This is a genomic window from Acinetobacter sp. WU_MDCI_Abxd143 (genome assembly GCF_025514195.1).
GTDB classification, from domain to species: Bacteria; Pseudomonadota; Gammaproteobacteria; order Pseudomonadales; family Moraxellaceae; genus Acinetobacter; species Acinetobacter pittii_H.
In genome coordinates, this window is record NZ_JAHPTH010000001.1 from 661,195 (window position 1) to 675,397 (window position 14,203).

Genomic DNA, 14,203 nt, shown 5'->3' on the forward strand with positions numbered 1-14,203 from the left:
GATATGTTGAAGAAAGGTGTTTTTTATATTGGTGCTGTTCTTATGGTCGGCTGTACAACTCTGCCTGATCATTCTGACTCCAAAGAGAAAACACCTACTCCTCCAGTCAAAAAGACGGAAACTCCATCAGGTGTAAAAATTACACCTTATGATCACCCAGAAATTCAACGTAAAAATTTACAGGTGATTGTTCCTCAACAGAAAAAAACACAACATTTTAGTGATGATGGTAGCCAGTTACCTGCATTTAAAGTGTTAATGCAAAAAACACAGCAGGCTTATAAAAATCAGCAATGGTCAGAGGCTGAACGCTATGCGCTTCAAGCACAGCGTTTAGCGCCACAAGCGGCTGAGACTTATTTATTTCTTGCGCTTACGGCAAATCATAAACAGCAATATTCTAATGCTGAGTCTTTAGCAAGACGTGGTTTAAGTTTTGCTCAAAGTCAGGCAATGAAAAAGCAGCTGTGGTTGGTCATCTTAAAAGCTGGGCAACAACGCAATAATCAAAAAACTGTTCAAGAAGCACAACAAGCATTAAAAGCCCTCTAGCTTTTAATGCTTTTTTATTTTCTTATTAGAAATTACGAATACCTGCTAAGCCATATGCACCATGCTGCTGTGCAGTGGCTAAATCATCAGGATGCACTCCTCCTAATGCAAAAACCGGAATCTGGCTATTTTGAGCGAGATCACTAAAAAGTTCCCAACCTAATGCCATAGCTTCTGGATGAGTCTTTGTTGGTTTTACAGGACTAATAAAAACAGCATCGCAACCAATCTGCTGAGCTTGCTTTAAAGAAACGGCATCATGACAAGCAGCAATATAACGTACGCCCACTGTTAAATCGCCTTTATGCAAATTCATGAGTTGAGATTGTTTTAAATGAACGGTCTTAATCTGTTTTTGTAATTCTGGGCTTAATTGCTGCCAAATATCGATATTAATAATTAAATTTGATCGTTGCCCTTCATCTAAAGCAGTTAATTGCTCTATATACTGCGGCTCAATTTCTTCGATACGCCAATACAATAAAGCATCATTACTTTCTACCGTTGAAAGCGTATTGCTAATTTTGATGAGATGAGGCCAATAGAGTCGTTTTATGATGTTTTTATTGGCTTTAGGGAAGTTTAAATGAAGTAGCTGATCACGTGTGTACCATGCCCATGGCTGGTGAATAAGATTTAATAACTCATCAGGTACATAACTATGGAATAAATGTAAATTGACAATAATGTCATCATATTCATGGTGAATATAATCAAACTGATGCCAATCTTTTAAACCAATACCCACCTCCTCATAGATTTCACGGCGGCAGGCTTCTTCTGGAGTTTCATCCTGCTCAACCTTTCCTCCAGGGAACTCATGCTTTCCACCTTGATGTTGCTGCTCTTCGCGCCATCCAACTAATATTTTTCCACGATGGATCAAGATTGCTATAGCGACATCGACTATTGGTTTGGGCATCTTTTTACTCTCTAAAACTTTTCTCAAGTGTAAGCAAATTTTATCATTTTATAAAATCTTAAAAATCTCATTGACAGATCTATTCGATAATGATTATCATTTAAATCGTTCAAGAACATACCACGGAGCACAACAAATGAACGCACCTTTTAGCTTATTTACCCGTAACAATGACACAGCTCACGCCTTACCAATGTTACATTCTAATAACCTCTTTGCATTAGGCCGTGAAATTCGCATTATGCATGCTGGCGAGGAATATCGTTTACGCCTCACTCGCAACAATCGCCTAATTTTAACTAAATAAAAAATATACTCGCGTTTCAATAATATTCGTGGGAAAACAAAAAATGGATAGCATGGGTAACCATGCTATTTTTTATGAAGGAAGAATAATCTCTGCCCTCAGACCACCTTGTTCAGCATGCATAAAACGTAACTTGCCATTATGCAATTCAATAATTTTTCGAGTAATTGAAATTCCTAACCCAGAACCTTGCTGCTGAGTACCAAGCACCCGAAAAAAACGCTGCCCTAACCGTAATAGCACTTCATCATCTACACCATTTCCCGTGTCTTCAATAGACACCTTAATTTGCTGTTCATGCTGACTAATCTCAACATGAATAGAGCCTAAATTCGGGCTATAACGAATGGCGTTATCAAATAAATTTCTAAAAGCAATAAACAGTAATTCTTCATTCGCATATGTTTTAGTTTCTGTCGATAAAGTATTTGTCTCTATTAACATCTGTTTAGCTTTCGCATCTAAATCTACAGTTTCAATCACTCTTGCCAACAAATAATTTAAATCGATACCTGTCTTAGGCAGTTCGGGCTGTTCAGCTTCATTGGGTTCTAAGCGGGCCAGAAGAAGTAAATTCTCAAGTATTTTTGTACTTCTAGAAACGTCTTCTTGTATGCGTTCAAAATCTTGATGAAGTTCTGGAAGATGTTGATATTTACGCTGTAAAACTTGAAGACGCATTTGTATGGCAGATAACGGAGAACGTAGCTCATGCGAAGCATCTGCGGTAAAACGCTGTTCAGCAACGAGAGCCCTTTGTAATCTTGCAAGCAATTGATTTAATGCATCTATAACAGGTTGAATTTCTGTAATGACATCCGGCTCTTGAATTGGCTCTAAATTTGATGCAGTTTTTTGAGCAATTCGTCTAGAAAGTAAATTGAGTGCAGCCAATTGATGCTCGGTACGCCAACTTACAATGACCCACTGCAATAGCCAGAACAACACCATAAGGCCACTATATCCAGCAAGTGCTTTAAGTACCTCTTCAACACGTGTACTCATTGGTTGAAAAACTTCAACTTGTAGTTGAGAGTCTTCTTGTTGTGCAGCTAGACTACGCCATAATTGACCATCAAACCAAAAATACGAAAAACCTTCTGATAAGTTACCTTGCTCAAAAAGTTCATGCTGATAGCTATGAGAATGGGTCAGTACTTGGCCTGTGTTTAATAACTCATACTGAATATCAAATTCATCACTCAGTTCATCAAACTGTTTCATGGAGTGTCCAGAAAGATCAGAAACCAGCAAAGTATCTGAAATTTCATCCATGATTTCGTCTTGCACTGACATGTTGTGATAGATAGAAAATATGGTGAGTAAGCTTAATGCCAATAACCCCACCACCACACTGCTCCACATCGTGGTTTTAACCAGTTGCGACTGCAAGGATGAGCGATTCGATTTCATTTTAAATCTCCCATACGGTAGCCTAGCCCCCGTATGGTTTTAATACTGCTGCTTCCGATTTTTTTTCGAAGTTGATAAATAAATACTTCGATCGCGTTACTTTCAATTTCTTCGCCCCATGCATAGAGTGCTTCTTCTAATTGATCACGGGTAATAATATGCTCGGGATGCACCATAAGCTTACGCAATATTTGGAATTCTTTTGCTGTTAAATCGATAGACTTGCCAGCGCTTAATACGACTTTCGCTTGTGTATCAAGTTGTAGGTCGCCCCATGTTAAAACCGATTGTTGACTCAAAGTTTGTTTGCGTAATTGAGCACGGATGCGAGCCGATAATTCTTCTAAACTAAAAGGCTTAACCAAATAATCATTTGCGCCTAAATCTAGCCCCTCTACCCGATCATGAATGCTGTCACGTGCAGTAATAAAAATAACAGGAACATTTTTTTGTTTATGGCGGATGGTAGTGAGAACCTTTTCACCGGCCAGTTGAGGTAGCCCCCGATCAAGTAAAATACAGTCATAATCATGCTGTTCGATTGCCGTCAGTGCATAATCACCTCTTTCGACCCAATCTACCTGATAACCATCTAACTCTAACCATGATTGAATGCTTTCAGCTTGAGAGCGATCATCTTCTGCAAGCAAAATTCTCATCTATTCTTCCTGTCATATCCTGATTTGATCTTGCCAAGCCTTTGTAAAAAAAGCAAAGCCGCATGATTTAAATGCGGCTAAAATAGTAGATCTACAGACCTTATTCATTAGAACTGAACTTGATCCACATCAATTTCTACGCGTTTTAAAGGTTTATAGTCAATGTCTACTTCACCAATTAAAGTCACATTTGTATTGGCTGAAATAGGGCGACCTTGCCAAAGTTCATCATCTACATCAATTGTAATGTTACCTGTCTTGTCACGGAATTGATATTTTTCATCACCTAAAGATTTTACAACCTGACCATGTAATTTGATCGGTGTATTATCTTTTGAGGTTAATGCCTGTTTTACTGTGGTGACAGTTGTCGGAGCAATTGCAGCTTGATTCACTGGTGTATTCGCGACAACTACCCCTGCAGCAGTCATACCAGCAGTCATCAACATTACTTTAAGCATATTCATATTATTACCCTCTGTTTATGGTTCCCTCTTGGGATAAAGCAATTAAATCAACCATAAATGAGGTGAATCTTAAGAAAAACTTAATTTAATGGCACAACCCTCAAGACCTCTTCTAATGTCGTAAGTCCTTCAATCACTTTACGGGCTCCCGCAATTCTTAAAGGTTCTATACCTTCTTTTTTAGTTTGAGTTCTTAAATCATTTAATGTCACATGACTACTAATAAGGTGTTTAAGCTCAAGACTGACTGGCATAAACTCGTAAATACCAACTCGGCCTTTATAGCCTGTATGTCGACATTCTTCACAGCCTACCGCTTGATAAACCGTTTCAGGCATTTCCATAATGTAGTCAAAGGTTAGGTGTACCCACTCATCCTCATTAATATGAGTTTTTTGCTTACAGTGTGGACAAAGTTGGCGGACTAAGCGCTGCGCGAGAACACCCAAAATTGTTGCAGCTGTTAGAAATGGTTGTACACCTAGATCATGCAAACGAGTCAAACTAGACGGTGCATCATTGGTATGTAAAGTTGATAAAACCAAATGACCTGTTAATGCTGCCTGAATGGCCATATTCGCTGTATCTTGATCACGAATTTCCCCAATCATAATAATGTCAGGGTCTTGTCGCATCAGTGCACGCACACCGTCTGCAAAGCCTAACTCAATTGCATTATTGACCTGCATTTGGTTAAAACTAGGCTCTAGCATTTCAATCGGATCTTCAATGGTACATACATTGACCTGCTCGGTTGCAAGCTGCTTTAAAGATGAATATAGCGTGGTCGTTTTACCGGAGCCTGTGGGACCTGTGACTAAAATAATACCGTGGCTATTTTTTGTTAATTGTTGCCACTGTTGTAATAACCGCTCTTCAAAACCCAGTTGCTGAAAAGAACGCACCAGCACATCAGGATCGAAAATACGCATAACCAGTTTTTCACCAAATGCGGTTGGTAAGGTTGATAAACGTAATTCGGTTTCTTGCCCTTTAGGTGTACGTGTTTTTAACCGGCCATCTTGTGGTTTACGTTTTTCCGCTACATTCAAACGTCCTAAAATTTTAATCCGAGAAATCACGGCGGTCAGTGTATTTGAAGGCATGTTATAAATGGTGTGCAAAACGCCATCAATCCTAAACCTGACTTTACCGTTATCTTTGCGCGGTTCCATGTGAATGTCACTGGCACTCTGCTCAAATGCAAACTGTAAAATCCAGTCGACCAATTTCACAATATGCTGATCATTAGCATTAGGGTTTTGACTATCGCCAAGCTGCAAAAGCGCTTCAACATTTTTACTGTCACGGTCATGAGCTGCATCTTTTTGAGCCGAGTTTACCGCTCGACTCACTTGATAATATTCTCGCAAATAGCGTTGTAACTGTTCGGGATTAAGCAGTACCCGTTCAATTTTTTTAGGCGCTAGACTACGTTCAAGGTTATTAAGCCAATCGGTTTGAAATGGTTGATCTGTTCCAATCACGATTCGGTCAGCATGAATTTCAACAGCTAAAATATGGTTGCGAATGGCAAACTCTTGTGACATGACCTGCGTTAAAGCGCTGACATCTGCCTTTAAAGGATCTATCACAAATAGAGGTAGCTGAACCCGATCTGCAAACCATAAACATAAGCGGTTTAAACTCAAATGGGCATGTGTGTGTTGCTGATCTTTTAAATTAAAATGTGCGATCCACTGTAATGGATGCCACTTTAACTGGTCTTTTTGGCGGTGACTTGTCTGTACCAGTAATTTATCTCGTTCTGTTATACGGCCTTCTTGTAATAGTTGTTCTAGACACCAATACGTATCTATTTCTACATGTGCATTCATGCGTTATCCCCAATATATTTTTATAATATAGCAGAGATGTTTTATATTTAAATATCCTTTAACATCAGTTAATTAAACCACTGCTCATCTTAATATTTTTTTGTGTCACAAGTCATATTTATAGAAATATTTTTCTACATGGTTTTGTCTAAAAAAGACACTATGCTCACTATAATAAAAAGCATAAACTGAACATGAATACATGCTTTTTAAATGATTCAAATCTACATATAACAATAAGCAAAGAGGAAGTAATATGGGACTTCCAATGACAATGTCATTACAAACAACATCATTTGAAGAATTTATTACGGTGATTGCTGCTGCGCTCGGTTGTGGCTTATTAATTGGTTTAGAACGAGAACGAAGTAAGCTTAAACATGAATACAAAACTTTTGCGGGATTTCGATCTTTTGCCATTAGTGCATTATTAGGAGCGGTCTGTTTTTTATTTGGTATTGAAATTGGAATTGTAGGTGCCTTACTTATTGGTGCTATTAGTATTGTTTCCCTAAAAAATCAACCTAATGATCCAGGCGTAACCACCGAACTCGCCTTTATTATGACTTATTTCATTGGGGCACTTTGTATTTGGAATATTTCGCTCGCTGCTGGCCTAGCCGTGATTATGACTATTATTTTATTTGCAAAGCAGTCTATGCATGGCATAGCCAGTCAATGGATTACCGAATCAGAATTACGTGATGGTATTTTTCTACTTGCCTTACTATTAATTGCTCTGCCTTTAGTACCTAATAAGCCTTTTTGGGGGCCGGTTTTAAATCCACATGTGATTTTAAAATTACTGACTTTAATCTTATTTGTACAAGCTCTAGCCCATATAGCAAAGCGACTTTTGTCATCTAAAAATGCTTTATTGCTTTCTTCTTTAGCTTCTGGATTTGTTTCTAGTACAGCAACTATTGCCAGTTTAGGTTTAGAAGTACGCTCTGGCAAAGCCAACGCAACAACAAATGCAGGTGCTGCATTGATGTCTTGCGTTTCAACACTGATTCAAACCTTAATTATTGTGATCGGTATTAGCTTTGTTTGGTTTAAGCTGATTATATTTCCTACACTTATTGCATTAGTAGTTTTAGCAGTATGGGCCTTTATTTTATTACGTAAAGCCGAGCCTAGTACGGCTTCGCCCGAGCTTGACTCAAGAATGTTCAGCTTAAAAGAAGCCATTATTATTGCGGGTACACTTACCCTTATTCAGGCAGGTGTTTATGGTTTAAGTCTATCTTTAGGCGATGCGGGATTAATCGCGGGGACCTTACTTGCTTCTTTATTTGAAATACATGCAGCTATAGCGGCGGTCATTGTGCAAGGTGAACCTGATAGCGCACATATGACACCTTTATTAATTGCCTTTTTAGGAGGTTTTGCAGTTCACGCTCTTGCTAAAAGTGTGAACTCTGCAATTTCGGGCGGTCTACGCTATGCCCTTGCTTTCGTTCCCGCCCAGCTCATTCATATGGCTATTTTTATTACCTTACTTTGGCTCAACATCCACTGGTTTTAAAATATCTATTATGTAAGTGAAGAAGTCTTCACCACATCAATGACCGTAACTACAAATTGATCGACTTTAAAATGAATATCAAAGTCTGAAAATTTCATTTTATAGATTCTTTCCGCATCTTCTTGATAGGCAGGCCGAGGATCTAAAGCTAACACTTGCTCAAGCTCATCAATGTATTGCGAATCTATTTCTTTATTTTGCTGAAAATATTTTTGCGCTGTTAATGCAGCTTCAGTCCAAATGACTGCCTTTCGTTCTGGTTCTGCATGTGCATAACCACTTTCTGCATCAATAATTGCATCAGAATATTGAATATAGGGTTTGATATCTAAAATTGGGGTGCCATTTAATAAATCACTTCCCGTGACATAGACACGGACAGACTTGCCCACCTTTTCCACTTTATTAAGTTTTACGACTGAAAGCCCAATTGGAGAAGGTCTATACATACTTCGTGTAGCAAATACTCCAATTTTTTCATTACCACCTAAACGTGGCGGACGAACCTGTGGGCGGAACTTATCTGCACTGCCTTGATTTTTATTGTCATGAAACTGCCAAACTAACCAGAGATGACTAAATTGCTCAATTCCCTCAAATGCTAACAAGTCATTATATGGTTCTACCATATCAATATAAGACCCAATATTGACCAAATTGGGCTGGCGTGGAATACCAAATTTTTCACGATAGGGAGAACACATGTGGCCAATGATGGGGAAGGTGACAGAATTGATCATCACTTTTTCTTATAAACACAATTAAATATATTCAGTTTATCGGGAATGAAATTAGATTAGAATAGCAATCTGTTTTCTTTTAATCGTGATCGAGACCTTTAATGGCTGCTTTTAACGTTGAACGCATTACTCATGTTCACCACTGGAATGACACTCTTTTCAGTTTTAAAACTACACGCGATACCAGCTTACGTTTTAAAAATGGTCAGTTCGTAATGATCGGACTTGAAGTGAATGGCAAACCGTTAATGCGTGCGTATTCGATTGCAAGTGCAAACTACGAAGAAGAGTTAGAATTCTTCTCAATTAAAGTACAAGACGGTCCTTTAACTTCGATTTTGCAAAAAGTACAAGTTGGTGATGAAATCTTAGTTTCTAAAAAACCAACAGGTACTTTGGTTCATGATGACCTTTTACCAGGTAAAAACTTATACCTTTTATCTTCTGGTACTGGTCTTGCACCATTCTTATCAATTATTCGTGATCCAGAAACTTACGAACGCTTTGAAAAAGTCATCGTTGTTCACGGTACACGCTATATTTCTGAATTAGCTTATCAAGACCTTATCTTGAACGAATTACCAAACCATGAATTCTTTGAAGAATTAGGTATTAAAGACAAACTTGTTTACTACCCTACTGTTACTCGTGAACCTTTCCACACTCAAGGCCGTGTAACAACTGCAATTGAAACTGGCGCTTTATTTGAAAAAATCGGTTTACCACGCTTCAACCGTGAAACTGACCGTGCAATGCTTTGCGGTAGCCCTGCATTCTTAAAAGATGTGGCTGCATTACTTGACCAACACGGTTTAGTTGAATCACCTCGTATGGGTGAAATGGGCGACTACGTCATTGAACGTGCGTTCGTAGAAAAATAATTTTTTCTAGACATAAAAAAACCGAGGCAAAGTCCTCGGTTTTTTTATGTCTGTTTTTATAACTTAATTGTGCCATCGATACAGGTGACAGCGGTTCCACCCACTAAAATTTTATCCTGATACAATTCAAGTTGAAGCTGTCCATCTCGGCCTACTGCCCCACCTTGTGAAGAAAGTACGACATCATTTTGTGCAGGAAGAATCCCATAATAACGCATAAATGAAGCTACGCTACCATTACCACTACCACAAACCGGATCTTCATTTATTCCACATGAAGGAGCAAATGAACGAACTTCTATGTGTTTTCGTTCATCATTATTTTCATGAAAACCAAAAACTGTCGCACCCGTAACTTTCCTTTCTAAATCATGTTCTTTTAAAGCGGCAAAGTCTGGTTGGCTATCTAGAACAGCCTCAGCATTAACAGCTTGCAGTACAATCCAGCGCGCCCCTACATCCACCAATGCAGCATTCCATTGAGTATTAACTGCACATTTTAAAATTTCTGCTAATTTTTCAGTGTGCATTGCATCTAGTGGAGTAATTTTAGGCTTAGGTAGTTCAAATGAAATATGGCTTGATTCACTCACGGTCAGAGTCACCAAACCAGCACCGCACTGCTGTACCAGCTTACCTTCTTTCGCTTTAATTAGACCCGCCTCAAGCAAAGCATAGGCAGTACCAATTGTAGGATGGCCTGCAAATGGCAATTCATTTTGCGGAGTAAAGATTCGAACCTGATAGTCAGCTTGTGAATCGGTAGCAGGAAGTACAAATGTGGTTTCAGAAAGATTGGTCCAGTTCGCAATGGCTTGCATCTGCTCAGACGTTAAAGTACTGGCATCCATAATGACCGCAACAGGATTTCCTTTAAATGCTTGTGAAGTAAAAACATCAACTTGTTTAAATGCAACAACAGACATAGACCACTCCTACTGATTTTATAATTAAAAAAATATGGCTTTAAATCCTCACCATTTTTTGATCTTACTGTTTTATTTTTAATGGTCACAGTATCAGTTAATATGAAAAATAATAGACACAGTTCTTAAAGCTAAATCCTCCATTAAAAGTATTAAACTAAATTAATCACAATATTTGAGATAAATATGAGATCACTATAAAGTGTATCCATTGCTTTTGCTTTTTAATAAATTGATATGTACAAATATAAAAAAGTGAGTGATGAACTTACTCTTCAAATTCAGAATGGCAGGCAGCCTATTGGTTCTCGGTTGCCATCAATTCGAGATTGTGCCCAACATTATCAGGTCAGTATTAACACCGTAAAAGAAGCTTATCGCCAGCTTGAAGATCAAGGTTTAATTTCAGTTCGTCCACAATCTGGCTACTATGTTTGTCATGCGCCTTCAAACTTATTAGAACTCGATGAACGTTATGTCAGTGAAGAAAAAGTATCTCTTTCAGGAATTAGCTGTTTTCTCGCACAAATTGTTAAAAAGCAAATGGACCCCGACTATGTCAATTTGGCCTTAGCTTGCCCTTCTGGGGAAAATTTCTATCCAATTGAACGCTTAAAACGCTTAACTGCTCAGGTGCTGCGCTCTCAATCAGATATTTTTAAAAGCTATACCTTGCCGCCCGGCTCTATACGTTTACGTACTCAAATTGCTAGACGTGGTTTACAGCTTGGCATGTTTCTATCCGCAGATGACATTGTGCTGACTCATGGCACTATGGAGGCTTTAAGTCTCGCGATTATGGCAACCACCCAAGCAGGTGACAGCATAGCGCTTGAGATCCCTACTTTTCATAACTTATATCCTCTTCTTCAGAATTTAGGACGAAAAATTGTAGAAGTGCCTACTTCGCCGCATACAGGGATGTGTCTAGACGCACTTGAAGAACTCTTAAAATCTCAAAGTGTACAAGCCATTTTAACCATTCCAACAGGACACAATCCTCTTGGTTTTAGCATGCCTGAAAACAACCGACGTCGTTTAGCAGAGCTCGCTAATCAATTCCAAATTCCTGTTATTGAAGATGCGATGTATGCCGAATTACAACTCACCGAACCTCTACTACCCAACATTAAGGCATTTGACCAAAATGGATGGGTTTTGGTCTGTGGCAGCTACACAAAAACTGTGGCACCCGACTATCGAATTGGTTGGCTAGAAGCTGGGCGCTTTCGTAATATTGTGCAGCAGCTTAAATTTACAACCACTGTTGCAGAGCCAGCTTTACTCACAGAAACTTTAGGACTTTTCTTAGAGAATGGTGGTTATGACCTGCATTTACGTCAGCTCAAAAAACGCTATCAACAACAAATTGACACCATCAAATCTTATATTTGTCGTTATTTTCCAGTCGGTACTCGAGTCAGTCGTCCACAAGCGGGATTTATTTTATGGTTAGAGCTCCCCGAATCAATTGATACTCTAGAACTGTTTCATCAGGCCATGGATGAAAAAATCTTATGTATGCCGGGAATTTTGTGCTCGGCTGATAAACGTTTTAGTCATTGTTTACGTATTGCAGCTTGTTTTGAGTTAAATCCCAAAATGTTAAATGCTTTGATGCGTTTAGGAGAGCTAGCAAAAAATATGCTCCCCGTACAAAAAGATAGTGGTCAAATCCCTACTAATTCAGTAGGTTGAATCAAAAATGTAGAGTCAATAAAATAAAACCATATATTTTTTATGCCTTTTATTTTATGAAAACTGAGCTTCTCTCTCCCGCAGGTTCACTTAAAAACATGCGCTATGCTTTTGCCTATGGTGCAGATGCCGTATATGCAGGCCAACCACGTTACAGTTTACGTGTGCGTAATAATGCTTTTGATCATGACAATTTAAAAATCGGAATTGATGAAGCCCATGCTTTGGGTAAAAAGTTTTATGTTGTAGTGAATATTCAGCCACATAACAGCAAATTAAAAAACTTTATTCGTGATCTTGAGCCAATTGTAGCGATGCAACCCGATGCTCTGATTATGTCTGATCCGGGCTTAATCATGATGGTGAAAGAGCATTTTCCTGATGTGCAAATTCATCTATCTGTTCAAGCCAACGCTATTAATTGGGCCACTGTTAAGTTTTGGAAAGATTACGGTTTAAGCCGTGTGATTTTATCTCGTGAGTTGTCTTTAGAAGAGATAGAAGAAATCCAGCAACACGTCCCAGATATTGAACTCGAAGTTTTTGTACATGGTGCTCTATGCATGGCCTACTCAGGCCGCTGTTTACTTTCTGGATATATGAACAAACGTGATGCCAATCAAGGTGCTTGTACCAATGTTTGCCGTTGGGACTATAAGTTGCATCAAGCCCAAGAAGATGCAAACGGCGATGTGATTCCAGTCACTCAGCTAAATACACCAGAAAAGTCTTGCTGCTCATCAGCACAATTAGAAACAACCTCGGCTCAAACGCTGCTGGTACAACGCAATGATGAAGAAATGTTTGCGGCTGAAGAAGATGAACACGGCACCTATTTTATGAACTCTAAAGATTTACGTGCGGTACAACATGTAGATCATTTAACCAAAATGGGGATTGCCTCACTGAAAATTGAAGGCCGTACTAAATCCTATTTTTACTGTGCCCGTACAGCACAAATTTATCGAAAAGCTATTGATGATGCTTTAGCAAGTAAACCATTTGACCCAAGCTTAATGACCCAACTCGAAGGTTTGGCAAATCGCGGTTATACCGAAGGCTTTTTAAGACGGCATGTACATAGCGAATATCAAAACTATGCTGATGGGTCATCACATTTTGACTACCAACAATTTTGTGGAGAGGTTGTAGAACGTCACGGTAATTATATTCGGATTGAAGTTAAAAACCGTTTTGTGGTGGGTGACTCACTTGAGCTGATGACGCCTCAAGGCAATATCACCTTTAACTTAACCGAAATGCGCGATTTAAAAGGCAACCCAATTACAGATGCTAAAGGTTCGGGACATTTTGTTGAAATTCCGCTCTCACAAGATGTTGATATCAGTTATGCCTTACTCATACGCAATTTGCCGCATGCCAAGGAAAACATTACTGCTTCTACATTAGCTTATTCAGCGAGTTAAATATGGCGCTTTTGATTACAAGTGACTGCATCAATTGTGATATGTGCTTACCTGAATGCCCCAACATTGCTATTTTTGAAGGGAGCAAAGTTTATGAAATTGATCCACACCGTTGTACCGAATGTGTAGGCTTTTATGATGCACCCACATGTAAGGCGGTTTGCCCTATTGATTGCATAAAACCAGATCCTGCACATATTGAAAATAAAGAACAATTGCTAGAGAAATTTAAAGGGTTAAATTTACTCGACGAATCTATCTCTTAAAAAGTCTATCGAGGATCAAGCTCAGATTGCTGATCCTCTTAAATGACTATACAGATCAATGATTAAATTAAACGAATAAATAGCTGAGAACACTTTGCTAGTGATAAAATCAATTTATCAGTTCAGTTTGATTTACTGGTAATTTTGTACCAAAAAAATTAAACAATCGTTAAAACTGTCAAACCATTTCAACATTTCATGTAGATTGATTAAAACTCATTCTGGCGCAGCTCCCCATGTCTTATCTTTATTTAGCAATTGCGATTGCTTGTGAAGTCATTGCAACTTCAGCTTTAAAAGCATCTCAAGGTTTTACTGTTCCTATTCCATCCATCATTACGGTGGTGGGCTATGCAATTGCTTTTTATTTATTGTCCCTGACTTTAAAAACAATTCCGATGGGGATTGCATATGCCATTTGGTCAGGTGCAGGTATTATTTTAATTTCTGCAATTGGCTGGATATTTTACAAACAGCATTTAGACTTAGCAGCGTGCATTGGTCTTACTTTAATGATTGCAGGTATTGTGATTATTAATGTGTTTTCTAAAAATACCCATTTATAAAATATAAATAAAA

The 14,203-nt window shown here is 38.5% G+C and carries 15 protein-coding genes; 8 read left to right on the forward strand and 7 right to left on the reverse strand.

What is annotated here, in order from left to right; translation table 11 throughout:
• Positions 1–3: 3 nt before the first annotated feature.
• Positions 4–552 (forward strand): tetratricopeptide repeat protein, encoded by a 549-nt coding sequence (locus tag KTI79_RS03100; RefSeq protein WP_032053397.1) that lies wholly within the window; start codon positions 4–6, stop codon positions 550–552.
• A 25-nt stretch (positions 553–577) separates the two neighbouring features.
• On the opposite strand, the gene KTI79_RS03105 is transcribed toward KTI79_RS03100, so the two are convergent.
• Positions 578–1,474, reverse strand: coding sequence for an NUDIX domain-containing protein (locus KTI79_RS03105; protein WP_032053395.1), 897 nt, complete (start codon positions 1,472–1,474; stop codon positions 578–580).
• A 136-nt stretch (positions 1,475–1,610) separates the two neighbouring features.
• Between KTI79_RS03105 and hemP the strand changes: the two genes are divergently transcribed.
• On the forward strand, positions 1,611–1,781 hold the full coding sequence (gene hemP, locus KTI79_RS03110; RefSeq protein ID WP_002118129.1) for a hemin uptake protein HemP: 171 nt from the start codon (positions 1,611–1,613) through the stop codon (positions 1,779–1,781).
• 72 nt (positions 1,782–1,853) lie between these two features.
• On the opposite strand, the gene KTI79_RS03115 is transcribed toward hemP, so the two are convergent.
• The 4 genes from KTI79_RS03115 to KTI79_RS03130 form a co-directional block, all read right to left on the reverse strand.
• Positions 1,854–3,194, reverse strand: a complete 1,341-nt coding sequence (locus KTI79_RS03115; protein WP_032053392.1) for a sensor histidine kinase — start codon at positions 3,192–3,194, stop codon at positions 1,854–1,856.
• On the reverse strand, positions 3,191–3,853 hold the full coding sequence (locus KTI79_RS03120) for a response regulator transcription factor (RefSeq protein WP_002118246.1): 663 nt from the start codon (positions 3,851–3,853) through the stop codon (positions 3,191–3,193). Before KTI79_RS03120 ends, KTI79_RS03115 begins: the two co-directional genes overlap by 4 nt.
• 107 nt (positions 3,854–3,960) lie before the next feature.
• Entirely contained in the window at positions 3,961–4,320 is a 360-nt protein-coding gene (locus KTI79_RS03125; RefSeq protein ID WP_032005309.1) for a NirD/YgiW/YdeI family stress tolerance protein, read from the reverse strand.
• A gap of 80 nt (positions 4,321–4,400) precedes the next feature.
• A complete protein-coding gene (locus KTI79_RS03130) occupies positions 4,401–6,158 on the reverse strand; it encodes a GspE/PulE family protein (RefSeq protein ID WP_032053390.1) in 1,758 nt (585 codons plus the stop codon).
• Positions 6,159–6,414: 256 nt separating this feature from the next.
• On the opposite strand from KTI79_RS03130, the gene KTI79_RS03135 reads away from it, so the two are divergent.
• Positions 6,415–7,686, forward strand: a complete 1,272-nt coding sequence (locus KTI79_RS03135; RefSeq protein ID WP_032053388.1) for an MgtC/SapB family protein — start codon at positions 6,415–6,417, stop codon at positions 7,684–7,686.
• Between the two features lie 8 nt (positions 7,687–7,694).
• Here KTI79_RS03135 and tsaA read toward each other — a convergent pair whose 3' ends face one another.
• Positions 7,695–8,426 (reverse strand): tRNA (N6-threonylcarbamoyladenosine(37)-N6)-methyltransferase TrmO, encoded by a 732-nt coding sequence (gene tsaA, locus KTI79_RS03140; RefSeq protein ID WP_079284110.1) that lies wholly within the window; start codon positions 8,424–8,426, stop codon positions 7,695–7,697.
• A gap of 101 nt (positions 8,427–8,527) precedes the next feature.
• On the opposite strand from tsaA, the gene KTI79_RS03145 reads away from it, so the two are divergent.
• Positions 8,528–9,307, forward strand: a complete 780-nt coding sequence (locus tag KTI79_RS03145) for a ferredoxin--NADP reductase (protein WP_002118187.1) — start codon at positions 8,528–8,530, stop codon at positions 9,305–9,307.
• Between the two features lie 56 nt (positions 9,308–9,363).
• Here KTI79_RS03145 and KTI79_RS03150 read toward each other — a convergent pair whose 3' ends face one another.
• Positions 9,364–10,233: a PhzF family phenazine biosynthesis protein gene (locus KTI79_RS03150; protein ID WP_086376137.1), complete on the reverse strand. Its 870-nt coding sequence runs from the start codon at positions 10,231–10,233 to the stop codon at positions 9,364–9,366.
• Between the two features lie 231 nt (positions 10,234–10,464).
• Here KTI79_RS03150 and KTI79_RS03155 point away from each other — a divergent pair, with 231 nt between their 5' ends.
• The 4 genes from KTI79_RS03155 to abeS all read left to right on the forward strand — a co-directional run bounded on the left by KTI79_RS03155 (position 10,465) and on the right by abeS (position 14,190).
• Positions 10,465–11,931: a PLP-dependent aminotransferase family protein gene (locus KTI79_RS03155; RefSeq protein WP_086376138.1), complete on the forward strand. Its 1,467-nt coding sequence runs from the start codon at positions 10,465–10,467 to the stop codon at positions 11,929–11,931.
• A 56-nt stretch (positions 11,932–11,987) separates the two neighbouring features.
• On the forward strand, positions 11,988–13,358 hold the full coding sequence (yegQ, locus tag KTI79_RS03160; protein ID WP_032053382.1) for a tRNA 5-hydroxyuridine modification protein YegQ: 1,371 nt from the start codon (positions 11,988–11,990) through the stop codon (positions 13,356–13,358).
• Between the two features lie 2 nt (positions 13,359–13,360).
• Positions 13,361–13,624, forward strand: a complete 264-nt coding sequence (locus tag KTI79_RS03165; protein WP_032053381.1) for a YfhL family 4Fe-4S dicluster ferredoxin — start codon at positions 13,361–13,363, stop codon at positions 13,622–13,624.
• Positions 13,625–13,860: 236 nt separating this feature from the next.
• Positions 13,861–14,190: a multidrug efflux SMR transporter AbeS gene (gene abeS, locus KTI79_RS03170; protein ID WP_032053379.1), complete on the forward strand. Its 330-nt coding sequence runs from the start codon at positions 13,861–13,863 to the stop codon at positions 14,188–14,190.
• Positions 14,191–14,203 lie beyond the last annotated feature (13 nt).